This is a genomic window from Streptomyces sp. NPDC007189 (genome assembly GCF_040703635.1).
Lineage (GTDB): Bacteria > Actinomycetota > Actinomycetes > Streptomycetales > Streptomycetaceae > Streptomyces.
The window spans coordinates 154,093-178,683 of the sequence record NZ_JBEYEY010000007.1 but is presented as its reverse complement, the minus strand read 5'-3'; the positions used below and the strand labels follow the sequence as shown (position 1 = coordinate 178,683).

The window sequence follows — 24,591 nt, the reverse complement described above, 5'->3', positions numbered from 1 at the left end:
CCCTGCGCCAGGGATGCCTAGCGGATTCCCCGCCAGCCCTGCGGGTCCACTCCACCGGGGACGGCTGCTTCAGGGTCGTACGGCTGCCGTGTGAACACGAATGAGCCGAGGTCGAGATGGCTCAGGGATCCGTCCTGGCGCCGTACCGGCCGCAGCAGCTCTCCGGCGTAATACCCCTCCAGTCCGGTCCAGGTGCCGTCACCGTTGGAACGGAAGCGGGCGCGCCGGCCGCTGCCGGTCAGCGGGGCCAGGGATAGAAGACCGTCGGCGGTCACCCGAAGGCCGAAGGCGCTGGTACCCCAGTACCACTGCCCCGCCAGCTCCAGAACCGTCGGATCGACCTCGCGCAGGGGCCGCCAGGGCTCCGGGATCCGTGGTTCCGCCTCGGCCACGATCCGTACCAGGTCGGCGCCCACCGCGCCCAGCAGCGGTCCGCTGGTGCAGTTGGCGAGCACCACCGCGGCCACGTCGTCCTCCACGCTGAGGGTGAGGTTCGCCAGGAAGCCCGGCAGGGAACCGGAGTGGCCCACCAGCAGCCGGCCGTCGCGCCGCTGGACCTGCAGGCCTAGGCCGTACGTGGCCCCGTCCAGTACGTCCGCCGCCTCGGCGGGTGCGGCGGGCGTGCGCATCTCCCGTACCGACTCCGCGCTCAGAACCCGGTCGTCACCCGCGGCCAGAAACGCGGCGAACAGCGCCAGGTCCCCCGTGGTCGACCACAGCTGGCCGGCCGGCGCCATCCTGCCCAGGTCCTCCAGCGGCTCCGGCAGCATCGCGTCCGCCCACGGGTGCACGGCCCAGCCACCGGCGTGCGGGGCCTGCGGCTGCGTGCTCGTACGGTGCAGGCCGAGGGGCTCGAGGATCTCGTTGCGCAGCACCTCTTCCCAGGGGGCGCCCCGCAGCTGCTCCACGAGAGCACCGAGCACCGTGTAGCCGGGGTTGGAGTAGTGGTGCCGTCGGCCGACGGGGTGCAGGAGGGGCTGTTCGCCGAGCACATCGCCCAGCTCCGGGCGCAGGGTGCCCGGAGTCCGCTCCCACCAGGGTGCGGGCGACTCCGCAGCCAACCCGGCGGTGTGCGCGAGCAGTTGGGCGATGGTCGCCTCGCCCGCGCCGGTGCCGGGCAGATGCTTCTCCAGCGGGTCCCCCAGGTCCAGCAGTCCCTCGTCGCGCAGCCGCATCACCAGGACGGCGGTGAAGGTCTTGGTGATGGACCCGATCCGGTACTGCACGTTCTCGTCCGGCCCGTGCCCGTCCACCGAGGTCCGTGCCCCGTGCCAAACGGCCCTGCCGCCCCGCACCACGGAGGCGACCAGCGAGGGCGCCCGGCCCTCGGCCTGGGCGACGGCGATCCGGTGCAGCAGGGCGCGGCGCGTCCCGGGGAGCAGCTCTTCCTGAGATGACGTCATGGGCCCAGTCCACCTGGTGCGACGGCGGACGTCGAGCCCATTTCCCCGGCAGGGAGGTGGTGTTCCGGCCGGGGCCGGGATCAGGTCTGGGCCATGTCCACGAATCGGGAGTAGTGGCCCTGGAAGGCGACCGTGATGGTGGCCGTGGGGCCGTTGCGGTGCTTGGCCACGATCAGGTCCGCCTCGCCCGCGCGCGGGGACTCCTTCTCGTATGCGTCCTCGCGGTGCAGCAGGATGACCATGTCGGCGTCCTGCTCGATGGAGCCCGACTCGCGCAGGTCCGAGACCATGGGCTTCTTGTCGGTGCGCTGCTCGGGGCCACGGTTGAGCTGGGAGAGCGCGATGACCGGGATCTCCAGCTCCTTGGCGAGCAGCTTGAGGTTACGGGACATGTCCGAGACCTCCTGCTGGCGGCTCTCGGCGCGCTTTGAACCGCCGGACTGCATCAGCTGGAGGTAGTCGATGACGACCAGCTTCAGGTCGTTGCGCTGCTTCAGGCGCCGGCACTTGGCGCGGATCTCCATCATCGACAGGTTGGGCGAGTCGTCGATGTACAGCGGGGCGGCCGAGACGTCCGGCATGCGGCGGGCGAGCCGGGTCCAGTCCTCGTCGGTCATCGTGCCGGACCGCATGTGGTGCAGGGCGACCCGGGCCTCGGCGGACAGCAGACGCATCGCGATCTCGTTGCGGCCCATCTCCAGGGAGAAGATGACACTCGGCAGGTTGTGCTTGATCGAGGCGGCCCGCGCGAAGTCCAGCGCGAGCGTCGACTTACCCATGGCGGGCCGGGCGGCGATGACGATCATCTGACCGGGGTGCAGGCCGTTGGTCAGCGAGTCGAAGTCGGTGAAGCCGGTCGGCACACCGGTCATCTCACCGCTGCGCGAGCCGATCGCCTCGATCTCGTCGAGGGCGCCCTCCATGATGTCGCCGAGCGGCAGATAGTCCTCGCTGGTGCGCTGCTCGGTGACGGCGTAGATCTCGGCCTGGGCGCGGTTGACGATCTCGTCCACGTCGCCGTCGGCCGCGTATCCCATCTGTGTGATGCGCGTGCCGGCTTCGACCAGGCGGCGCAGGACCGCCCGCTCATGGACGATCTCCGCGTAGTACTCGGCGTTGGCCGCCGTCGGCACGGTCTGGACGAGGCTGTGCAGATAGGCGGCACCGCCGACCTTGTTGATCTCACCGCGCTTGGTGAGCTCGGCGGCGATGGTGATCGGGTCGGCCGGCTCGCCCTTGGCGTAGACGTCCAGGATCGCCTGGAAGATCGTCTCGTGCGCGGGCTTGTAGAAGTCGTGGCCCTTGAGGATCTCGACGACGTCGGCGATGGCGTCCTTGGACAGCAGCATGCCGCCCAGCACCGACTGCTCGGCGTCCAGGTCCTGCGGCGGCACCCGCTCGAACGAGGAGCCCCCGCCCTCCCAGGAGCCGTTCTCCCGGCCCCGGTCGTGCTGTTCGTCACGACCCCGGCCGCCGTCACCGCGTCGACGGGAGGCCGGCAGGCGATCACTGGGCCCGGCATCGGCCCACGGATCGTCCAAGGGCTCGGAAATGCTCACCGAGCCACCTCCTCCCGTCCGCGCGGCGGACCTCGCCGTGTCCTCTTTTGTACGGCACGACACTGACAACTGAGAGGCCCAACTCCGGTTCCGACGCGTCGGTTTTGTGCGGATTCCAGGACCGTGGAAAGGGTGCCTTCGAAGGACGCTCTCCGGGCCGCGGGAAGGAGCGGGCGCCGGACAACGGTAGGCCCGTCGGCACCGTCAGCCAATCTGGTTATCCACAGGCCATGTGGACGACGCCCCGGATGCTGTGGAGAACTCGCCGAAACCTGTGCACGACCCGGTGGACAGCCCTGTGAACAAGACCTCGCCCACACCCACAACACCGCATTGACCTGCACCTTTACCGTCCACTGGCTGTGCAGAAGAAAAACTTCCCCAGTCGGGCCGAGATTGCTTCGAACGGTGCCCGAATCGATACACCCCGAGCAAAAGAGTAAGGGGTGATCGTCAGTTGCATCGCTTACCTGTGGACGATTAGATTAGTGCTCATGACACAGGCTCCAGCGATACCCGAGGCCACCCGACGGCGCCACGATCGAGAGATCGTGGCGCTGGCCGTCCCGGCCTTCGGCGCGCTCGTCGCGGAGCCCCTCTTCGTCATGGCGGACAGTGCCATCGTCGGCCATCTCGGGACCGCCCAGCTCGCCGGTCTCGGTGTCGCCTCGGCCCTGCTCACCACCGCGGTGAGCGTCTTCGTCTTCCTGGCCTACGCCACCACCGCGGCCGTGGCCCGGCGCGTCGGCGCCGGAGATCTGCAGGCCGCCATCCGCCAGGGCATGGACGGCATCTGGCTGGCGCTGCTCCTCGGCATCGTCGTCATCGCCGTCGTCCTCCCCCTGGCGCCGGGCATCGTGGACCTCTTCGGCGCCTCGACGACCGCCGCTCCCTGTGCCACGACCTATCTGCGCATCTCCTCGCTGGGCATCCCAGCCATGCTGATCGTCCTCGCCGCCACCGGAGTCCTCCGCGGGCTGCAGAACACCAGGACCCCGCTCTATGTCGCCGTCGCGGGCTTCGTCGCCAACGGCGCGCTCAATGCGGGACTTGTGTACGGCGCGGGGCTCGGCATCGCCGGTTCGGCCTGGGGAACGGTCGTCACCCAGTGCGGCATGGCGGCCGTCTATCTCACCGTGGTCGTACGCGGGGCCCGTCGGCACGGAGCTTCCCTCCGCCCCGACACCGCCGGCATCAGGGCGTCGGCGCAGGCAGGCGTTCCGCTCCTGGTCCGCACCCTGTCGCTGCGGGCGATCCTGATGATCGCCACGGCGGTGGCGGCGCATCTTGGCGACGCCGACATCGCCGCCCACCAGATCACCCTGTCCCTGTGGAACCTGCTGGCCTTCGCTCTCGACGCGATTGCGATCGCAGGACAGGCCATCATCGGCCGCTACCTCGGAGCGAACGACGCCCGAGGGGCCCGTGAGGCCTGCCGTCGCATGGTCCAGTGGGGCATCGCCACCGGTGTGGTCCTCGGCCTTCTCGTGGTGGCGGCCCGGCCGCTCTTTCTGCCGCTGTTCACCAGTGACTCCGTGGTGAGGGACACCGCCCTGCCCGCACTGCTGATGGTGGCGCTCTCGCAGCCGGTCTGCGGGATCGTCTTCGTGCTGGACGGAGTCCTGATGGGCGCCGGTGACGGGCCGTACCTGGCCAGGGCCATGGTCGTCACCCTCGCCGTGTTCGCTCCGGCCGCCCTGCTCGTCCCCGCCCTCGGCGGAGGTCTCACGGCGCTGTGGGCCGCGATGACCCTGATGATGACCACACGCTTGCTGACACTGTGGCTACGCACGCGGTCGGGACGCTGGATCGTGACCGGCGCGACCCGGTGACCGGATCGGCGTAACGGTCCCCGCTCCCCTTTCGACGTAACGGCCCGGGCTCCGTTCCGGCGTGATGGATCCTGCCCGGGTTTCGGTGTGTGGGACCCGCCCCGGTTTCACGTGAAACATCCCGCGCCTCGGGCGCAGGGTCTCCGACACACGGACACGGAAAAGGGGGCCGCCCCGCAAGGGACGGCCCCCTTTCTCAGCCGTTCAAGCCGAGCGCAGCGTCACGCCGCGACGACCTCGATGTTGACCTTGGCGGCAACCTCGGGGTGCAGACGCACGGACGTCTCGTGGGCGCCCAGGGTCTTGATCGGCGCGCCGAGCTCGATGCGGCGCTTGTCGACCTCGGGGCCACCGGAAGCCTTGATCGCGGACGCGATGTCGGCCGGGGTGACGGAACCGAAGAGACGGCCGGACTCGCCGGAGCGGACGGCCAGGCGGACCTTGACGCCCTCGAGCTGGGCCTTCACCTGGTTGGCCTGCTCGATGGTCTGGATCTCGTGGATCTTGCGGGCGCGGCGGATCTGCTCGACGTCCTTCTCGCCACCCTTGGTCCAGCGGATAGCGAACTTCCGCGGGATCAGGTAGTTGCGAGCGTAACCGTCCTTGACGTCGACGACGTCGCCGGCGGCACCGAGGCCGGACACCTCGTGGGTGAGGATGATCTTCATGCGTAGGTCACCCTTCCCTTATCGCGCGGTGGACGTGTAGGGCAGCAGCGCCATCTCACGGCTGTTCTTCACGGCCGTGGCGACGTCACGCTGGTGCTGCGTGCAGTTGCCGGTCACGCGGCGGGCACGGATCTTGCCGCGGTCGGAAATGAACTTCCGCAGCATGTTCGTGTCCTTGTAGTCCACGTACGTGACCTTGTCCTTGCAGAATGCGCAGACCTTCTTCTTCGGCTTGCGCACAGGCGGCTTCGCCATGGGTGTTTCTCCTGTGTGATCAAGAAGTGTGGGTACGGCCCGTCCTTGGCCCGGGGACCTGGAAGTCCGAGGACCTAGAAGGGGGGCTCGTCCGAGTAGCCGCCACCGCCGCCGGAGCCTCCGCCCCAGCCGCCGCCGGCACCGCCGCCCTGCTGGCCACCGGCGGGAGCGCCGGTCGCCCAGGGGTCGTCGGCCGGAGCGCCGCCGCCCTGCTGACCGCCGCCGGGGCCTCCGCCCCAGCCACCGCCACCCTGGCCGCCACCGCCGCCGTAACCGCCCTGGCCACCGCGAGCGCCACCGGCGGTCTTGGTGACCTTGGCCGTGGCGTTGCGCAGGCTGGGGCCGACTTCCTCGACGTCCAGCTCGTAGACCGTGCGCTTGACGCCCTCACGGTCCTCGTAGGACCGCTGCTTCAGCCGGCCCTGCACGATGACGCGCATGCCTCGCTGGAGCGACTCGGCGACGTTCTCCGCCGCCTGACGCCAGACCGAGCAGGTCAGGAACAGGCTCTCGCCGTCCTTCCACTCGTTCGTCTGGCGGTCGAAGGTGCGGGGAGTGGACGCGACACGGAACTTCGCGACCGCCGCACCGGACGGGGTGAAGCGCAGCTCGGGGTCGTCGACAAGATTGCCGATGACCGTGATGACGGTCTCGCCTGCCATGGGGGAACCTCTCGGCGGGTTTGCTGCTGGCTGCTTGGTGCTGCTACTCGAATCCCGAGATCAGCTGAGCGGGAAGCTCAGTGCATCTCGGGGCGGAGGACCTTGGTCCGGAGGACCGACTCGTTCAGGTTCATCTGGCGGTCGAGCTCCTTGACGACCGCAGGCTCGGCCTGCAGGTCGATGACCGAGTAGATGCCCTCGGGCTTCTTCTTGATCTCGTAGGCGAGACGACGACGGCCCCAGGTGTCGATCTTCTCAACCTTGCCGCCGCCGTCACGGACGACGGACAGGAAGTTCTCGATCAGCGGGGAGACAGCGCGCTCCTCGAGATCGGGGTCGAGGATGACCATCACCTCGTAGTGACGCATGTGGAACCCACCTCCTTTGGACTCAGCGGCCACGGTCGTTCCGTGGCAGGAGGGTCGTGATGCGTACGCAACGGTATCGGCCGCCACTGACAATCGGGGGCCCGTGAGGGGATCCCGCAGTGTTACCTGGGCAGGCGTGGGCAGACACCGGTGCAGACGGTACAGACTACCCGCACACCCGCTTCCGGTTGAAATCCGGCCGTGAAGACCGTCACCCTGTACACGTCGGGTGTGTACGGCGCTACTATGCGCCGCCTTCCGCAGGAGGTGCCCATGGCACAGGCATTGCATCCCAACGTCGCCGGTTCCCTCTTCGCCACGGACGGCAAGCGCCGTCCGCTTCAGGACACCCTGATGGCGGTGACTTTCGTCCTCGGGTTCCTGTCCTTCATCACGTCGTTCTTCCACGGCCTCCACCTGCTGTCCTCGTGGACGGGGCTGGTGGGACTCGGCGTCGGCATCTACGGACAGTGGATCTCCGTGACCACCCGGGAGCGCTTCGTTCTGATCCTGGGTCTCGGCGCCGCGGGGGTCGGTTTCCTGATCAGCATGGCGCACGGGGGGCTGTTCGGCGGGCTCGGCGGCTGACAGCCGGAGACGTCCGCCCGACGTCCTTTTCCACCGCACGGGCCGCCCCGGCCGCGTATCCGGCCGGGGTGAAGGCCCGTACGCCCAGTCGGGGCGCTCGCGGGGCGCAGTAGGCTTCGGCGCGAGAGCCGGAGCCCCTGAACCCATGGGGACACACCAGCCCGAGGAGCGCCCCGACATGAGCCTGACCCTGAGGACCATCAGCCGCGAGCAACATCTGGCCTACATCCAGAGCCTGCCGTCGGCGAGCCACATGCAGGTCCCGGCCTGGGCCGATGTGAAGGCGGAGTGGCGCTCGGAGAACCTCGGCTGGTTCGACGACCGCACCGGCGAGCTGGTCGGCGCCGGCCTGGTCCTCTACCGTCAGCTGCCCAAGATCAAGCGCTATCTCGCCTACCTGCCGGAAGGCCCGGTCATCAACTGGTTCGCGCCGAACCTGGACGACTGGATCCAGCCGATGCTGGCGCATCTGAAGCAGCAGGGCGCCTTCTCGGTGAAGATGGGCCCGCCGGTGATCATCCGGCGGTGGAACGCCGACACGATCAAGAGGGGCATCCAGGACCAGGACGTCAAGCGCCTGCGCGACCTGGAGGCCGACTTCATCGAGCCGCGCGCCTTCGAGGTGGCCGACAAGCTGCGCCGTATGGGCTGGCAGCAGGGCGAGGACGGCGGCGCCGGCTTCGGCGACGTACAGCCGCGCTACGTCTTCCAGGTGCCGCTGGCGGGCCGCTCCCTGGAAGAGGTCCACAAGAACTTCAACCAGCTGTGGCGGCGCAACATCAAGAAGGCCGAGAAGGCCGGCGTCGAGGTCGTCCAGGGCGGCTACCAGGACCTGCCCGAGTGGCAGCGGCTGTACGAGATCACCGCTGTGCGCGACCACTTCCGGCCCCGCCCGCTGTCGTACTTCCAGCGCATGTGGACGGCCCTCAACACCGAGGACCCCAACCGGATGCGCCTGTACTTCGCCCGCCACAACGGCGTGAACCTGTCGGCGGCGACCATGCTGATCGTCGGCGGGCACGTCTGGTACTCCTACGGCGCCTCCGACAACATCGGGCGTGAGGTGCGGCCCTCGAACGCGATGCAGTGGCGGATGCTGCGCGACGCCTACGCGCTCGGCGCCACCGTCTACGACCTGCGCGGCATCTCCGACTCCCTGGACGAGACGGACCACCTGTTCGGCCTGATCCAGTTCAAGGTCGGCACCGGCGGTCAGGCGGCCGAGTACCTCGGCGAGTGGGACTTCCCGCTGAACAAGCTGCTCCACAAGGCGCTCGACATCTACATGTCACGTCGCTGACCCCCGGGCGTTTGGTTCCATAGGGTCACAGCTTCCACACCTCTGATACACCGCAGCCACGAGAAAGGTTCCGGTCCGGCCATGGCGCTCACGCTCTACGTCGACACCGCGCGCTGGCGGGCGCACCACAAGCACGTGCAGGAGCAGTTCCCGGGTCTCGTCCCGGTCTGCAAGGGCAACGGCTACGGCTTCGGGCACGAGCGGCTGGCGGAGGAGGCCACGCGACTGGGCGCGGACCTGCTCGCCGTCGGCACCACCTACGAGGCCGCGCGCATCAAGGACTTCTTCGGCGGTGACCTGCTGGTGCTGACGCCGTACCGGCGCGGCGAGGAGCCCGTGCCGCTGCCCGACCGGGTGGTGCGCTCGGTGTCGTCCGTCGACGGCGTGTACGGCCTCGTCGGCGCGCGTGTCGTCATCGAGGTGATGTCCTCGATGAAGCGCCACGGCATCAGCGAGCAGGACCTGCCCCAGCTGCACCAGGCCATAGAGAACGTCCGGCTGGAGGGCTTCGCCATCCACCTGCCGCTGGACCGCACCGACGGATCCGACGCCGTCGAGGAGGTCATCGGCTGGATGGACCGGCTGCGCGCGGCCCGGCTGCCGCTGCACACGATGTTCGTCAGCCACCTCAAGGCCGACGAACTCGCCCGGCTCCAGCAGCAGTTCCCGCAGACCCGGTTCCGGGCCCGCATCGGCACGCGGCTGTGGCTGGGGGACCACGACGCCACCGAGTACCGCGGCGCCGTCCTGGACGTCACGCGCGTGGCCAAGGGCGACCGGTTCGGCTACCGGCAGCAGAAGGCGGCCTCCGACGGCTACCTGGTGGTCGTGGCGGGCGGTACGTCGCACGGGGTGGGCCTGGAGGCCCCGAAGGCCCTGCACGGCGTCATGCCGCGCGCCAAGGGCGTCGCACGGGCCGGGCTCGCCACGGTCAACCGGAACCTTTCTCCGTTCGTCTGGGGCGGCAAGCAGCGCTGGTTCGCCGAGCCTCCGCACATGCAGGTCTCGATCCTGTTCGTCCCCTCGGACGCCCCGGAACCGAAGGTCGGCGACGAACTGGTGGCCCATCTGCGGCACACCACCACGCAGTTCGACCGGCTCGTGGACCGCTGAGCCCCGCCCGGCGCAGCCGGGAGGCCGTGCACCAGCGAAAAGGCCGCCGTACACCGCAGCGAGAAGGCCGTACACGCATCCCGCGTGTACGGCCTTCTTCATGACCTTCCGACGGTACGTTCGCTCAGAGCGAACCGTCCTCCGTGGAGGGCTGCGCCGGCCTGCCCCAGTCCACCTGGACGCCTTCGAAGTGGGCGGCGTGCCGTGGTGGATGGGCTGCGGCGCCGAGCACGAAGACGTCCTCCGCGCCGTCGAGCACCCCGCCCGAGGGGTCGTCGTCGCCCGAGCGGCGCACCACGTCCCGCTCCGGCATGAGGATGTCCCGTACGACGACGGCACACAGGTACAGCGTGCCCACCAGGTGCAGCACGATCGCCCAGTGATAGCCGAGCGTCGGCAGCCCCTTGTGGGCCTCACCGCTGGTCGTGTACGCGAGGTACATCCAGATGCCCAGGAAGTACGCCACCTCGCACGCCTGCCAGATCAGGAAGTCACGCCACTTGGGCCGGGCGAGGACCGCCAGCGGCACCAGCCACAGGACGTACTGCGGCGAGTAGACCTTGTTGGTGACGATGAAGGCCGCCACGATCAGGAAGGCCAGCTGGGCGAAGCGCGGCCGGCGCGGGGCGGTGAAGGCCAGCGCGGCGATGCCCAGGAAGGACAGCACCACCAGCACCATCGCGGCGGCGTTCACGAAGCCGGTGCTCGGCGGGTTGCTGGAGTTCTGGGCCCAGACCAGCCAGAACGAGCCGAAGTCGACGCCCCGCTCCTGGCTGAACGTGTAGAACTTCGACCACCCCGGGAACGCGAACAGCATCACCGGCACGTTCACCACGCACCAGGCGATCACCGCGCCGCCCACGGCCTGTGCGTACTCCCGCCATTTGCCGGCGCGCCAGCACAGCAGGAGCAGCGGGCCCAGCAGGAACACGGGATAGAGCTTGGCGGCCGTGGCGAGGCCCAGAAGGACGCCGAAGGCGACGGGACGGCTCCGGGACCACATCAGCATCGCGGCGGCCGTAAGGGCCACCGCCAGCAGGTCCCAGTTAATGGTCGCGGTGAGCATGAAGGCGGGCGCCAGGGCGACCAGCAGGCCGTCCCAGGGGCGGCGGTGGTGGGTGCGGGCCACGCAGACGGCGATGACGGCCGCGCACACCATCAGCATCCCGGCGTTGACGAACCAGTACCACTGTTCCTGGTGCTGGATGCCGCCGCTGTGCGGGGTGAGCCAGGACGCCACCTCCATGAACAGGCCCGTCAGCACCGGGTACTCGAGGTAGCCCATACCCCCGGACATGTCGTCCGGCAGCTTGTCGAAGTACGGCACGAGATGGTCGGCGAATCCGCGGCCCTGGTAGAGGTGCGGGATGTCCGAGTAGCAGGCCTTCGTGTACTGGCTGCTCGCGCCGAAGAACCAGGCGCTGTGATAGCAGGGCGCCTTCTGGACCAGGCCGAGGGCGAACATGCCGATCGCCACGAGCGCGACCACCCGTACGGGCGTCCACCAGGAGGTCCCGAGCAGCGCACGGCGCCCCAGAGGACCACCGATCAGCTCGCTGCCGGCCCGGGCGATCTCGTCCTCACTGGTCGGACGCACCGGTTCTGCCGTAGCGGGCCGCACGGGCTCGGGCTCGTACCTGCTCGCAGGCGTCATCTCTGCACTGGGCATGGGGCACATCCTGCCGTACCTGTCTGGGAAAAAGACGTGGACCGCCGCACCTGGTGGGGTGCGGCGGCCCATGTTTCACGTGAAACACCCGTGGCGGTCGAAATGCTCGCCAACCGGTCAGGCGCGGCGGCTAACCGGTCTTACCACCGAAGAGGCCGCCGTTGCCATTGCCCCGGGTGTTGCCTCCGGTACCGGTCGTGTCCGTGACGCTCGGCGATGGATCGGTGCCTCCTGTGGTGCCGCCCGTGTCCGTACCGCCGTTGGCGCCGCCGTTGCCGTTGCAGTTGTTGGTCCAGCTCCACTGGCAGGTGTCGCTCGCCGACGGGGACGGAGCCGTGGACGACACGCTGGGCGACGGGGACGGCGACGGGCTCGTCGTCCGGCTCTGGCTGGCCGAGGGAGTCGGTGTCGGACTCGGGTCGGCGTTGAGCACCTTGCCGATGGGCTCCGGAGTCGGGAAGTCCTTGACCGGCTCGTTCGCCAGTGCCTGGGCCATGTAGTCGTGCCAGATCTCGGCCGGGAACGAGGCACCGTGGATCTTCTCCTGGCCACCCGTTCCGTACATCTCCAGGAACGTCCGGTTCTTGTTCTTCGCGTTGTCGTCCAGCCGGAACATGCTGATCGCGGTCGACAGCTGAGGGGTGTAGCCGACGAACCACGCGGACTTGTTGCCGTCCGTGGTACCCGTCTTACCGGCGACCTCGCGACCGGGGAGCTGCGCCTTGGTGCCGGTGCCCTTGTCCACCACGGTCTTGAGCACGTCGGTCACGTTGTCGGCGACCTGGGGGGTGAAAGCCTCGGTGGACTTGTCCCGGTGCTGGAAGACCACACCGTCCTTGTCGCTCACCTTCACGACGGAGTAGGGGTCACGCTGCTGACCGCTGGCCGCGAACGTGCCGTACGCGGAGGCCATGCGGATGGCGCTGGGGTCCGACGTACCGATCGAGAAGGACGGGTAGTTGGAGCTGGCAAGGCTGCCCTCGAGAATGCCGGCGTCCATGGCAGTCTCCTTGACCTTGTCCAGCCCCACGTCCATACCGAGCTGGACGTAGGCGGAGTTGACCGAGTACTGCATCGCCTCACGGAGGTCGATCTTGTAGTTCGGCGGGTCTCCGACGGACTCACCGCCGTCGTTGGTCTGCAGCCACTCCTTGCCGTTCTTGTCGGTCCAGACCTGCCCGTTGTACTCCTTGATCTTGAGCTTGTTCTTGCCGCTGTACAGGCTCTTGGGGGAGACGACCGTGCGGTCGTCCTGTGGCTGTGACTCCGGACCGTCCGGGTTGCGCACGCCCCACTTCATGGCCGCCGCCAGGACGAACGGCTTGAATGTCGAACCCACCTGGGCACCGGTCGAGTCCGCGTTGTCGGTGAAGTGCTTGGTCGCGTCCTCACCGCCGTAGATGGCCTTGATGGCACCCGTGGTCGGGTCCACGGAAGCCCCGCCGAACTGGACGTGGGTGTCCGTCTTGGGCCGCTGCTGCGGTTTGATGTTCGCCTTCTGGACCTTCTTCACGGCGGATTCCAGCTCGTTGACCTTCTTCTTGTCGAAGGTCGTGTAGATCTGGTAGCCGCCCTTCTGCAGATCGTCCGCAGTGATGTGCGTCGCCGGGTTGTTGACCAGGTACGCCTTGGCGAGGTCGACGAGATAGCCGATCTGACCCTGCAGCTGGCCGTTCGACCGGGGGTTCTGGATCTTGGGGAGAGTCGTGTACTTGGCGCGCTCCGCAGGGCTCAGATGGTGGTATTTGACCATCTTGTCGAGTGTGTCCTGCATCTGTGCCAGGGCCCGCCTGCTGTTGGCCTCCGGGGTCGCCGTGGGATCGAGGGAGGTCGCGCCCGCGGGGTCGTAGTACGTGGCGCCCTTGACCATCGCCGCCAGGAAGGCGCACTCGCCCGCGTCCAGCTTCGTGGCGTCCTTGTTGAAGTAGGCCCGGGACGCGGCCTGGAGGCCGTAGGCCCCGCGGCCGAAGTACGTCGTGTTGAGGTAGCCCTCCATGATCTGGTCCTTGGGGACCTGGGCGCCCACCTTGATCGCGACGAAGATCTCCTTGAACTTCCTGGACAACGTCTGTGCCTGGTCGTTCAGCATCGCGTTCTTTACATACTGCTGGGTGATGGTCGAGCCACCCTGTGTCTGGCCGCCGCGGGCCATGTTCAGGACGGCACGGGCGATGCCCTTCGGGTCGATGCCGCTGTCCGTCTCGAAGGTCTTGTTCTCCTGCGAGATGACGGCGTACCGCATGTCCTTCGGGATGCTGGCGAAGTTCATGTTCTGGCGGTTGACCTCACCGCCGGTCGCGACCATCACCGAGCCGTCGGACCAGTAGAAGACGTTGTTCTGCGCCTTGGCGACCGCGGCCTCGTTGGGAACGTTCACCATCGCGTACGCGATGCCCGCCACCGCCACCAGACTTCCGACGAAGCCGATGAACAACCCGGAGACGAGCTTCCAGGAGGGCACCCAGCGGCGCCAGCCGTACCGGTCGGCCCTGGGGTAGTCGATGATCCGCTTCCTGCCAGGGGCCGTCGCCGCCCGACCTCTGCCGCGCCCGGGCCCGGCCGGGCCGCCGCGCCGGCCGCCCGGGCCCGCGTTGTCGGCGCCTCTGCGGCGGCTGCCTCTCTGCGCCGCCCGGCGGGCCTCGGCACGGCCGCCGTAGGGGCGCTCCTCACTTTCCGGTCCGCTGCGACCCGACCCATAGGAACTGGACCCATAGGAGTCGGCTGGAGATCCGGTGGCGCCTCGCGGTGCCGCACGGCGACCGGAGGACGAGCCGGGCTGGCCGCGTCGGGCCGCGGCACGTCCGCCTCCCTGCGGCTGCGGCGGTTTGCGACGGTGCTCGCTCATCGAACGATTACTCCTCGGGCAGGCGCACCCGTGCGCGCCTGGAACGGCGGCTGGTTTCCGGTCCCCCCGAAGTACGGATGTGGTCGGTTCTGCATTCACCCGTACTGCACCGGGGACGACGACGCTCCCCAGGTGTCACTTGGTTCCCGGTGCTGTGCATGCCGCACAGACTACGCACCGCCAAAACCCATCGAGCCTTGAAGTTCACCCCAAAACAGGCAACTTGCCTCAGGTGAAGCGGTGATGTGATCCCGTTCACCGCCGCCCCTCTTGTCGCCTGCGGAAGGCCGTTCTATCGTCGTGATGTATCGAGTCGATACATCAGCGCGAGATAAAGACGCTGAGAGGCACGGCGAGACCCGCGTGAGCGATCAGCGGGACCGAGAGGAGGCGACGATGAGCCGACGTTCCGGCATCCTCGAGTTCGCCGTGCTCGGCCTGCTCCGCGAGTCCCCGATGCACGGCTATGAGCTGCGCAAACGACTCAACACGTCCCTGGGTGTGTTCCGGGCCTTCAGCTACGGCACGCTGTACCCCTGCCTCAAGACGCTGGTCGCCAACGGCTGGTTGATCGAGGAACCGGGCAGCACCCACGAGGACGCCGCTCCGCTCGCCGGACGCCGGGCGAAGATCGTGTACCGATTGACGGCAGAAGGTAAGGAGCACTTCGAGCAGCTGCTCGCGCAGACCGGCCCCGACGCGTACGAGGACGAGCACTTCGCCGCACGCTTCGCCTTCTTCGGGCAGACGTCGCGCGATGTGCGCATGCGCGTGCTGGAGGGCCGGCGCAGCCGCCTGGAGGAGCGTCTGGAGAAGATGCGTGCCTCCCTGGCGCGCACCCGGGAGCGCCTCGACGACTACACACTCGAGCTCCAGCGCCACGGGATGGAGTCCGTGGAGCGCGAAGTGCGCTGGCTGAACGAGCTCATCGAGAGCGAGCGGGCCGGACGGGACCTGAAGGGTGCCGCATCCGGGGGGCCCGCTCAGCAGGACACCACCAATGGATCGACGGGCGGCCTGCCCCGTCCCGGGGAAACCCCCCGGACGGATACGCCCGACGACACCGCCACGTGAGACCCACTCAGGGCCTCACTCGTACACACAGGGAGCAACCGGAATGGGTTCGGTTCGCGTAGCCATCGTCGGCGTGGGCAACTGCGCGGCGTCGCTGGTGCAGGGAGTCGAGTACTACAAGGACGCCGACCCGGCGTCCAAGGTCCCCGGCCTGATGCACGTGCAGTTCGGTGACTACCACGTGCGCGACGTCGAGTTCGTCGCCGCGTTCGACGTCGACGCCAAGAAGGTCGGCCTCGACCTCGCGGACGCGATCGGCGCCTCCGAGAACAACACCATCAAGATCTGCGACGTGCCCAACACCGGTGTCACCGTCCAGCGCGGCCACACCCTCGACGGCCTCGGCAAGTACTACCGCGCCACCATCGAGGAGTCCGCCGAGGAGCCGGTCGACGTCGTCCAGATCCTGAAGGACAAGCAGGTCGACGTCCTGGTCTGCTACCTGCCGGTCGGCTCGGAGGACGCGGCGAAGTTCTACGCCCAGTGCGCCATCGACGCCAAGGTGGCCTTCGTCAACGCCCTCCCGGTCTTCATCGCCGGCACCAAGGAGTGGGCGGACAAGTTCACCGAGGCCGGTGTGCCGATCGTCGGTGACGACATCAAGTCCCAGGTCGGCGCGACCATCACGCACCGCGTCATGGCGAAGCTGTTCGAGGACCGCGGTGTCATCCTCGACCGCACGATGCAGCTGAACGTCGGCGGCAACATGGACTTCAAGAACATGCTCGAGCGCGAGCGCCTGGAGTCCAAGAAGATCTCCAAGACGCAGGCCGTCACCTCCCAGATCCCCGACCGGGACCTCGGCGAGAAGAACGTGCACATCGGCCCGTCCGACTACGTGGCCTGGCTGGACGACCGCAAGTGGGCCTACGTCCGCCTCGAGGGCCGCGCCTTCGGTGACGTCCCGCTGAACCTGGAGTACAAGCTCGAGGTCTGGGACTCCCCGAACTCCGCGGGTGTCATCATCGACGCCCTGCGCGCCGCGAAGATCGCCAAGGACCGCGGCATCGGCGGCCCGATCCTGTCGGCGTCGAGCTACTTCATGAAGTCCCCGCCGGTCCAGTACTTCGACGACGAGGCCCGCGAGAACGTCGAGAAGTTCATCCGCGGCGAGGTCGAGCGATAGTTCGACCCGGCACGGCGCGCCAGGGTGCCTGACGGCGCCCGCTCGCCCGAGAACGCTCCTGCCAGGGCTGTGAAGGTCCCCGGGTTCCCTGACCCGGGGACCTTCCGCATATGTGAGGCTGTGCCCCATGCCCGTCGTCCGTGACCTGCGCGTCCTGTTGCGCCTGCGGTACTTCCGGCGTCTGCTCTCCATTCGCCTGCTGTCACAGGGTGCCGACGGCGTCTATCAGGTCGCGCTCGCCGCGTACGTGGTCTTCTCCCCGGAGAAACAGACCTCGGCCACCGCCATCGCCTCGGCGATGGCAGTCCTGCTGCTCCCCTACTCGCTGGTCGGCCCGTTCGCGGGCGTCCTGCTGGACCGCTGGCGGCGCCGGCAGGTCTTCGTGTACGGCAACCTGCTCCGCGCCCTGCTGGCCGCGGCCACCGCGGTGCTGATGGTCAGCCATGTCCCGGACTGGCTCTTCTACGCCTCGGCGCTGTGCATCACGGCCGTCAACCGCTTCGTCCTGGCCGGGCTGTCCGCCTCGCTGCCACGCGTGGTGGACACCGAGCGCCTGGTGCTCGCCAACTCCCTGAGCCCGACGGCCGGAACACTCGCTGCGACCGCGGGGGGCGGCCTCGCCTTCGCCGTACGGCTCGTGGCATCCGGCTCCGACGCCGCTGTGGTCCTCCTCGGCGCCTTCCTCTATCTGTGCGCCGCCCTGGCCTCCCTGGCCGTGCCTCCCGCGCTGCTCGGCCCCGACCGGCGTCCGGCACGGCCGCGCATGGCCACCGCCCTCGCCGAGACGGCACGGGAACTCATTGCGGCCGTCCGCCATCTGGCCGCTCCCCGGCGCAGGGCAGCCGCATGGGCGCTGGCCGCGATGACGCTGATGCGCTTCTGCTACGGCGCGCTTCTCGTCCTTCTGCTGATGCTGTGCCGGTACGCCCTGTCGGCGACTCCCGAGGGCGGACTCCGGCTGCTCGGCCTCGCGCTGGCGCTGTCGGGGGCGGGATTCTTCGCGGCGGCCGCGGTGACACCGTGGGCGGCGGGACACCTCGGCCCCGGCCGCTGGATCGTGGTGTGCTCCGGTGCCGCCACAGTCCTGGAGCCCGCCCTCGGCCTCCCATTCGCGACCGGCCCCCTCTTGGCTGCGGCCTTCGTCCTGGGCCTGACCACGCAGGGGGCGAAGATCGCCACGGACACGATCGTCCAGTCCTCCGTCGACGACGGCTTCCGCGGCCGGATCTTCTCCGTGTACGACGTGCTCTTCAATGTGGCCTTCGTCGGGGCGGCCGGAGTCGCGGCCCTGATGCTGCCGCCGGACGGCCGCTCGGCACTTCTCGTGATCCTGGTCGCCGTGATCTACGGCGGAGTGACCGTGGCCATGGCCCATTTCGAGCGGCGCCGAGACGGCAGCCCGGCGCGGAGTGGGTGACACCCAGACGAAGAGGGGCGATGTTTCACGTGAAACACCGCCTCTTCCTCACTCCCAGCCCTGCGACATGTTTCACGTGAAACATCGCCGACCCGGGCTCGGGCTCGGCAGAGATCAGCTCTGCTCGGCCCACCAGTCCTTCAGAGCCGCTACCGCCGCGTCATGCTCCATCGGGCCGTTCTCCAGGCGCAGCTCCAGCATGTGTTGGTACGCCTTGCCGACGACCGGGCCGGGGCCGACACCCAGAATTTCCATGATCTGGTTGCCGTCGAGGTCCGGGCGGATCGCGTCCAGCTCCTCCTGCTCCTTGAGCTGGGCGATGCGCTCCTCCAGGCCGTCGTAGGCCCGGGACAGCGCGGCTGCCTTGCGCTTGTTGCGGGTGGTGCAGTCCGAGCGGGTCAGCTTGTGCAGACGGTCCAGCAGCGGGCCCGCGTCACGGACGTAGCGGCGCACCGCCGAGTCCGTCCACTCTCCGGTGCCGTAGCCGTGGAAGCGCAGGTGGAGTTCGACCAGCCGTGAAACGTCCTTGACCAGCTCGTTGGAGTACTTCAGGGCGGTCATGCGCTTCTTGGTCATCTTGGCGCCGACCACCTCGTGGTGGTGGAACGAGACGCGGCCGTCCTTCTCGAAGCGGCGGGTGCGCGGCTTGCCGATGTCGTGCAGCAGCGCGGCCAGCCGCAGGGTGAGGTCGGGGCCCTTCTCCTCCAGGGCGATCGCCTGTTCCAGGACGATCAGCGTGTGGTCGTAGACATCCTTGTGCCGGTGGTGCTCGTCCCGCTCCAGGCGCAGCGCCGGCAGCTCCGGCAGCACGTGGTCGGCGAGCCCGGTGTCCACGAGCAGGCTCAGCCCCTTGCGCGGGTGCGCGGAGAGGATCAGCTTGTTCAGCTCATCCCTGACCCGCTCGGCCGAGACGATCTCGATGCGTCCGGCCATCTCCGTCATCGCGGTGACGACCTCGGGGGCGACGGTGAAGTCCAGCTGGGCGGCGAACCGGGCGGCCCGCATCATCCGCAACGGGTCGTCCGAGAACGACTCCTCGGGCGTGCCCGGCGTCCGCAGCACGCGTGCCGCGAGGTCCTCCAAGCCGCCGTGCGGGTCGATGAACTCCTTCTCCGGCAGGGCCACGGCCATGGCGTTGACCGTGAAGTCCCGGCGGACCAGATCCTCCTCGATGGAGTCGCCGTACGACACCTCGGGCTTGCGGGAGGTGCGGTCGTAGGCCTCCGATCGGTACGTGGTGATCTCGATCTGGAAGGTCCAGTCGGTGTCTGCGACGCGGGCGCTCTTCTGCGCGCCGACGGTGCCGAAGGCGATGCCGACCTCCCAGACCGCGTCCGCCCACGGCCGGACGATCTTCAGTACGTCCTCGGGGCGGGCGTCGGTCGTGAAGTCCAGATCGTTGCCGAGCCGGCCGAGCAGCGCATCGCGTACCGATCCGCCGACCAGGGCGAGGGAGAACCCCGCCTCCTGGAATCGGCGGGCAAGATCGTCGGCGACGGGGGCCACCCGCAGCAGCTCGGCGACCGCGCGCTGCTGCGCCTGGCTCAGGGCAGAGGGAGTGTCTTCGTTCGGGTTCGGCACAACAGAAAAGGGTACGTGCCCCGGCGGCCAGGAGCTGCCTTCATTTCCTCCACGGGCGGCCGGGTGAAGATCACGGGACGGCCCGGTGAAAGGGGCGGTGGACACCTGCCGCCATACCCGCGCAAGCGCTGCTCTTACGGCGTACGAAAGCTCTTCCCTCGATACTGGATATAGAGGACAGGTCGCCGCTGTTCTCCGATCTTGTGACGGAGACCGCGGCACTTCCCCTCAGCGCGCATCGTTACCATGCGTGGACGCACATTCCGACGACCACTGACGACGACGAGGGACGGGCGAACGCGTGGCCGAGGCGGCTGACATCCAGGGCACCCCTGCCTCACCTGCCCGCCGGTGGCTACGACGCGCCGGCGCGCTGCTCGCCGGTGCGCCTTTGCTGGCCGGGCTGCTCCAGCTGCCCGCCGCGGCACCCGCCCAGGCAGCCTCCTCGGGCACGGTGGCCGTCGACCTGGACTCGCTGACCCCCAGCGCGCCCACGGACGGCGACACGCTGACCGTGTCGGGCACGGTGACCAACCACGGCAAGCAGACCGTCACCGGTGCTCACGTGGACCTGCGGGTCGGCCCCCTGCTGGACACCCGCTCGGAGATCGACTCCCTCGCGCAGCACGCGGACGACCTGCAGGGCGGAACCGGCTCCGAGGTCGGCGGCAAGTACATGGAGAAGTTCGCCAAGCTGTCCCCGGGTGTCGCGGAGCACTTCAGCATCTCCGTCCCCGTGTCCAAGCTCGACCTCGGCGACGACGGCGTCTACGCGTTCGGTGTCTCCCTCTCCGGCCAGACCGCGGCCCAGCCCTGGGACCAGATGCTCGGCATCCAGCGGACGTTCCTGCCGTGGCAGCCGTCCGAGGCAGACACCAAGACAAAGACGACGTACCTGTGGCCGCTGATCTCCACGGTCCACATGACGGCCAAGACGGGAGCCGGTGAGCTCCAGACACCGGTGTTCCGCAACGATGACCTGGCCAAGGAACTCGCCCCGGGCGGCCGGCTGGCCCAGATGGTGGAACTGGGCAAGGACCTCGACGTCACCTGGGTGATCGACCCGGACCTGCTGGCCTCGGTGGACGCGATGGCGACCGGCAACTACCGGCTGCCCGGCGCCGGCGGCACCACCACACCCGGCCCCAAGGATCACCAGGCGCTCGCCAAGCAGTGGCTGGCGCACCTGCAGGACGCGGTGGCGGGCAAGGAGGTCGTCGCGCTCCCCTTCGCCGACCCGGACCTGGCGTCCCTCGCGCACAACGGCACCAGCGTCACCGGCTCGCTCAGCCACCTCAAGGACGCCACCGACGTCGCTGCCACCACTGTCAAGACCGTGCTCCACATCACACCGAGCACCGACTTCGCCTGGCCGGTGGAGGGCGCCGTGGACCCGGCGATCATGAAGGTCGCGACCTCTGCCGGAGCCGACCGCGTGATCGCCCGCAGCGACAGCCTCCAGGAGAACGCCGGACTGCCGTACACGCCCTCCGCGGCCCGCCCGGTCGGCTCGGGCACTACGGCGGTGGTCGCCGACGCCCGGCTGTCCACGGCCTTTGCGGGCGACCTGACGAAGGCGGACTCGGCCACGCTCGCCGTGCAGGAGTTCCTGGCGCAGAGCCTCGAGGTGAACGCGCAGACGGACAAGCAGCGCAGCATCGTGGTCGCCCCCCAGCGCATGCCCACCGCGAGCCAGGCACAGGCGATGGCCGCGGCGCTGAAGGCGCTCCAGGACGGGAACTGGTCCCAGTCCCAGGACCTCTCCGCGGCGGCCAAGGACAAGCCGGACCCGAACGCCACCACGCGCATCCCGCCGGCGTCGGCCTACCCCTCCTCGCTGCGTTCACACGAACTGCCCCGCTCCGCCTTCGAGCAGATCGCGCGCACCCAGGACAAACTCGACAGCTTCCAGGTGATCCTCTCCGACCAGTCCCGCGTCGTCACGCCGTTCGGGCGGGCCATAAACCGTGAGATGTCCACGTCCTGGCGCGGCAGGAGCGGCGAGGCCGAGAGCTACCGGGACGGCGTGGAGCAGTGGCTGGACGAGCTGGCCGATCAGGTGAAGCTCATCGACAAGTCGGAGACCAAGCTCTCCGGCCGCAGCGCGACCATCCCGGTGACCGTCCAGAACAACCTCGTCCAGCCGGTCGGCCATCTGGTGCTGCGGCTCACCTCCACCATGCCGACTCGCCTGAAGATCGGCGGCAAGGCGTACTTCGAGCAGCGCGTCGAGGTCTCCGGCGGCCACAGCCAGTCCGTGAAGTTCACCACCTCGGCCAACGCCAACGGCCGGGCGACCGTGATCGCCCAGCTGTACACCGAGGACGGCCAGAAGTACGGTGCCCCCGTCAGCTTCGACGTGAAGGTCACCGAGATCACGCCGACGGTGATGCTGGTCATCGGCGGTGGTGTGCTTCTCCTCGTCCTCGCCGGTTTCCGTATGTACACCCAGCGCAAGCGCGCGTCGGCCGGCCAGCCGGAGAAGGACGGCCCCGACGCGGCGGAGCAGGCCGGCGAGGAGTCCGGGAACCCCGACGCACCCGCCGACCGTCTCCCCCAGGAGCCGGACGATTCCGTCTCCTCCTCCGGGGCAGACGACCCGGAGCACCCGAGTGACCCTGCGCCGGACACCGCACCGGAACGCACCGACCCGTCCGGGACGGGTGAGAGAGTGGACCGTTGAGCGAGGTCATGGCCAGTGGGCCAGGGACGATGAGGTGGGGTAAGCATGAACGCGCCGTACGACGGTGACCGCGGCCAGGGCGCGGCCGGCTCGGGCTACCCCGAGACGCCGCCGGAGCCCGGCCAGGTACCGCCGCAGCACGCGGCGGACATGTACCCCCAGAACGCCTACCACCAGGACCCCTACCAGGCGCAGGACCTCACCGCTCAGGACCCGGCCGGCGCGGCGCGGTACGACCGCGCCGCGCATCCGCCGCCCGCTCCGGGCGGCTACCAGCAGCAGCCGTACGGCCGCCCCGCCGACCAGCCGTACGCGCCCGACCCGCGTGGCTGGGCGCAGACGCCGGCGCAGGAGCCGGAGGGTCCGGCCGCGTACGGGCCGTACGGCGACGATCCACGCACCCACCAGTTCGTGGGCGTGGACGACCTGGTCACGCATTCCGGCGAGGGGTACCACGAGCCTGACGCGTTCGCGCACCTCTTCAAGGACCAGCAGCACAGCGGCGGGCAGGCACCCATGGATCCGCCGGCCTACGCGCGGCCGGCCGCCGCTCCGGGCGGCGGTTACGGCCCGGCAGGCCAGTACCCGCCGGCGCACGGACAGGGCCCTCAGCAGGGCAACCCGTACGCCGAGGCCGCCTACCCGGCCGCCCCGGGAACCGCGGCTCAGCCGCCGGTGCCCGCCCCGGCCGCGGCCCCGGACCCCGCCGCTCCGCACGGCGCCGCGCAGCCCGAGGCGGCGGCCCTCGCGGACGCGCCCGCGAAGAAGGGCGGCAAGGCCGCCGGGCTGCTGAAGTCCAGCGCCGTGATGGCGGCGGGCACGATGGTCTCCCGCCTCACCGGCTTCATCCGCTCCGCGCTGATCGTCTCGGCGCTCGGCCTCGGCTTCCTCGGCGACTCCTTCCAGGTGGCCTACCAGCTGCCGACGATGATCTACATCCTCACGGTCGGCGGCGGTCTGAACTCCGTCTTCGTGCCGCAGCTGGTGCGGGCGATGAAGGAGGACGAGGACGGCGGCGAGGCCTTCGCCAACCGGCTGCTGAGCCTGGTGATGGTGGCGCTGGCCGCGCTGACCGGTCTCGCGATGTTCGCGGCGCCGCTGCTGGTGCGCATGCTGTCCAACCCGGTCGCCTCCAACCCGGCGGCCAACGACGTGGCCGTCACCTTCACCCGCTACTTCCTGCCCTCGATCTTCTTCATGGGCATCCATGTGGTGATGGGTCAGATCCTCAACGCGCGCGGGAAGTTCGGCGCGATGATGTGGACCCCGGTGCTGAACAACATCGTCATCATCGTGACGCTGGGCATGTTCATCTGGGTCTACGGCACCGCCGCCCACTCCCACATGACGGTCACGAACATCCCGCCGGAGGGCCAGCGCCTGCTCGGCGTCGGTGTGCTGCTCGGCCTGGTCGTCCAGGCCCTGGCGATGATCCCGTATCTGCGGGAGACCGGCTTCCGGATCCGGCTGCGGTTCGACTGGCGGGGCCACGGCCTGGGCAAGGCCGCGATGCTCGCCAAGTGGACGGTCCTGTTCGTGCTCGCGAACCAGGCCGGCGCCATGATCGTCACCCAGCTGTCCACGGCGGCCGGCAAGGACTCCGGCACCGCCGGCACCGGTTTCGCCGCCTACGCCAACGCCCAGCTGATCTGGGGCCTGCCCCAGGCCATCATCACGGTGTCCCTCATGGCTGCCCTGCTGCCGCGCATCTCGCGCTCGGCCGCCGAGGGCGACGGCGGCGCGGTCCGTGACGACATCTCCCAGGGCCTGCGGACCACGGCCGTCGCCATCGTCCCGATCGCCTTCGGCTTCCTCTCGCTCGGCATCCCGATGTGCACGCTGATCTTCGGCTCCTCGGGCACCGGCGAGGCCACCAACATGGGCTACATGCTGATGGCCTTCGGCCTCGGCCTGATCCCGTACTCGGTGCAGTACGTCGTCCTGCGCGCCTTCTACGCCTACGAAGACACCCGCACGCCCTTCTACAACACCGTCATCGTCGCCGCCGTCAACGCGGGCGCCTCGGCACTGTGCTACTTCCTGCTCCCCGCCCGCTGGGCGGTGGCCGGCATGGCAGCCGCCTACGGTCTCGCCTACGCGATCGGTGTGGGCGTCGCCTGGCGGCGGCTGCGCAAGCGGCTCGGCGGCGACCTGGACGGCACCCGCGTCATGCGGACGTACGCGCGCCTGTGCATCGCCTCGGTGCCGGCGGCCCTGCTCAGCGGCGCGGCCTGCTACGGCATCGGGCACAGCCTCGGCCAGGGCGTCATCGGCTCCTTCGCCGCGCTGCTCGCCGGCGGTGCCGTTCTTCTCGGCGTCTTCTTCGTCGCCGCCCGACGGATGCGCATCGAGGAACTGAACTCGCTCGTGGGCATGGTCCGCGGGCGTCTGGGCCGCTGAGGCGGGGGTAGGCGCACAACCATCGTCCGCCGCCGTGTGTCGTGCATA

At 69.1% G+C, this 24,591-nt stretch carries 18 protein-coding genes; 9 read left to right on the top strand and 9 right to left on the bottom strand.

Features of this window, described 5'->3' with window-relative positions; genetic code table 11:
• Nucleotides 1-17: 17 nt before the first annotated feature.
• Nucleotides 18-1,403 (bottom strand): serine hydrolase domain-containing protein, encoded by a 1,386-nt coding sequence (locus AB0950_RS16905; protein ID WP_360153312.1) that lies wholly within the window; start codon nucleotides 1,401-1,403, stop codon nucleotides 18-20.
• 80 nt (nucleotides 1,404-1,483) lie between these two features.
• The gene (gene dnaB, locus AB0950_RS16900) at nucleotides 1,484-2,962 is read right to left on the bottom strand and encodes a replicative DNA helicase (protein ID WP_360153309.1); all 1,479 of its coding nucleotides are present in this window, start codon (nucleotides 2,960-2,962) and stop codon (nucleotides 1,484-1,486) included.
• Between the two features lie 494 nt (nucleotides 2,963-3,456).
• Here dnaB and AB0950_RS16895 point away from each other — a divergent pair, with 494 nt between their 5' ends.
• The gene (locus tag AB0950_RS16895; protein WP_366778788.1) at nucleotides 3,457-4,794 is read left to right on the top strand and encodes an MATE family efflux transporter; all 1,338 of its coding nucleotides are present in this window, start codon (nucleotides 3,457-3,459) and stop codon (nucleotides 4,792-4,794) included.
• Nucleotides 4,795-5,015: 221 nt separating this feature from the next.
• On the opposite strand, the gene rplI is transcribed toward AB0950_RS16895, so the two are convergent.
• From rplI to rpsF, 4 genes are all read right to left on the bottom strand, one after another.
• Nucleotides 5,016-5,462, bottom strand: coding sequence for a 50S ribosomal protein L9 (gene rplI / locus AB0950_RS16890; protein WP_360153303.1), 447 nt, complete (start codon nucleotides 5,460-5,462; stop codon nucleotides 5,016-5,018).
• A gap of 18 nt (nucleotides 5,463-5,480) precedes the next feature.
• Nucleotides 5,481-5,717 carry a 30S ribosomal protein S18 gene (rpsR, locus tag AB0950_RS16885; RefSeq protein WP_003949403.1) on the bottom strand — a complete coding sequence of 79 codons (237 nt, stop codon included), beginning with the start codon at nucleotides 5,715-5,717 and terminating at the stop codon, nucleotides 5,481-5,483.
• A gap of 74 nt (nucleotides 5,718-5,791) precedes the next feature.
• Nucleotides 5,792-6,379 carry a single-stranded DNA-binding protein gene (locus AB0950_RS16880; RefSeq protein WP_360153300.1) on the bottom strand — a complete coding sequence of 196 codons (588 nt, stop codon included), beginning with the start codon at nucleotides 6,377-6,379 and terminating at the stop codon, nucleotides 5,792-5,794.
• A 77-nt stretch (nucleotides 6,380-6,456) separates the two neighbouring features.
• On the bottom strand, nucleotides 6,457-6,747 hold the full coding sequence (gene rpsF, locus AB0950_RS16875; RefSeq protein ID WP_351601015.1) for a 30S ribosomal protein S6: 291 nt from the start codon (nucleotides 6,745-6,747) through the stop codon (nucleotides 6,457-6,459).
• A 273-nt stretch (nucleotides 6,748-7,020) separates the two neighbouring features.
• Here rpsF and AB0950_RS16870 point away from each other — a divergent pair, with 273 nt between their 5' ends.
• From AB0950_RS16870 to AB0950_RS16860, 3 genes are all read left to right on the top strand, one after another.
• On the top strand, nucleotides 7,021-7,335 hold the full coding sequence (locus AB0950_RS16870) for a hypothetical protein (protein WP_360153740.1): 315 nt from the start codon (nucleotides 7,021-7,023) through the stop codon (nucleotides 7,333-7,335).
• Nucleotides 7,336-7,513: 178 nt separating this feature from the next.
• Nucleotides 7,514-8,635: a peptidoglycan bridge formation glycyltransferase FemX gene (gene femX / locus AB0950_RS16865; RefSeq protein ID WP_360153296.1), complete on the top strand. Its 1,122-nt coding sequence runs from the start codon at nucleotides 7,514-7,516 to the stop codon at nucleotides 8,633-8,635.
• Nucleotides 8,636-8,716: 81 nt separating this feature from the next.
• The gene (locus tag AB0950_RS16860) at nucleotides 8,717-9,748 is read left to right on the top strand and encodes an alanine racemase (RefSeq protein ID WP_360153293.1); all 1,032 of its coding nucleotides are present in this window, start codon (nucleotides 8,717-8,719) and stop codon (nucleotides 9,746-9,748) included.
• A gap of 124 nt (nucleotides 9,749-9,872) precedes the next feature.
• On the opposite strand, the gene AB0950_RS16855 is transcribed toward AB0950_RS16860, so the two are convergent.
• Together AB0950_RS16855 and AB0950_RS16850 are read right to left on the bottom strand one after the other, a co-directional pair.
• Nucleotides 9,873-11,417 (bottom strand): glycosyltransferase 87 family protein, encoded by a 1,545-nt coding sequence (locus AB0950_RS16855; protein ID WP_360153290.1) that lies wholly within the window; start codon nucleotides 11,415-11,417, stop codon nucleotides 9,873-9,875.
• Between the two features lie 130 nt (nucleotides 11,418-11,547).
• Entirely contained in the window at nucleotides 11,548-14,262 is a 2,715-nt protein-coding gene (locus AB0950_RS16850) for a transglycosylase domain-containing protein (RefSeq protein ID WP_366778787.1), read from the bottom strand.
• A 396-nt stretch (nucleotides 14,263-14,658) separates the two neighbouring features.
• Here AB0950_RS16850 and AB0950_RS16845 point away from each other — a divergent pair, with 396 nt between their 5' ends.
• From AB0950_RS16845 to AB0950_RS16835, 3 genes are all read left to right on the top strand, one after another.
• Entirely contained in the window at nucleotides 14,659-15,336 is a 678-nt protein-coding gene (locus AB0950_RS16845; RefSeq protein ID WP_360153284.1) for a helix-turn-helix transcriptional regulator, read from the top strand.
• A gap of 43 nt (nucleotides 15,337-15,379) precedes the next feature.
• Entirely contained in the window at nucleotides 15,380-16,462 is a 1,083-nt protein-coding gene (locus AB0950_RS16840; RefSeq protein WP_360153281.1) for an inositol-3-phosphate synthase, read from the top strand.
• Between the two features lie 127 nt (nucleotides 16,463-16,589).
• Nucleotides 16,590-17,879 (top strand): MFS transporter, encoded by a 1,290-nt coding sequence (locus AB0950_RS16835; protein WP_366778786.1) that lies wholly within the window; start codon nucleotides 16,590-16,592, stop codon nucleotides 17,877-17,879.
• 114 nt (nucleotides 17,880-17,993) lie between these two features.
• Here AB0950_RS16835 and AB0950_RS16830 read toward each other — a convergent pair whose 3' ends face one another.
• Nucleotides 17,994-19,460 (bottom strand): CCA tRNA nucleotidyltransferase, encoded by a 1,467-nt coding sequence (locus tag AB0950_RS16830; RefSeq protein ID WP_366778785.1) that lies wholly within the window; start codon nucleotides 19,458-19,460, stop codon nucleotides 17,994-17,996.
• Nucleotides 19,461-19,761: 301 nt separating this feature from the next.
• Between AB0950_RS16830 and AB0950_RS16825 the strand changes: the two genes are divergently transcribed.
• Together AB0950_RS16825 and murJ are read left to right on the top strand one after the other, a co-directional pair.
• Nucleotides 19,762-22,143, top strand: coding sequence for a DUF6049 family protein (locus tag AB0950_RS16825; protein WP_360153272.1), 2,382 nt, complete (start codon nucleotides 19,762-19,764; stop codon nucleotides 22,141-22,143).
• A gap of 45 nt (nucleotides 22,144-22,188) precedes the next feature.
• Nucleotides 22,189-24,543, top strand: a complete 2,355-nt coding sequence (gene murJ, locus AB0950_RS16820) for a murein biosynthesis integral membrane protein MurJ (protein WP_366778784.1) — start codon at nucleotides 22,189-22,191, stop codon at nucleotides 24,541-24,543.
• The last annotated feature ends 48 nt before the right edge of the window (nucleotides 24,544-24,591 follow it).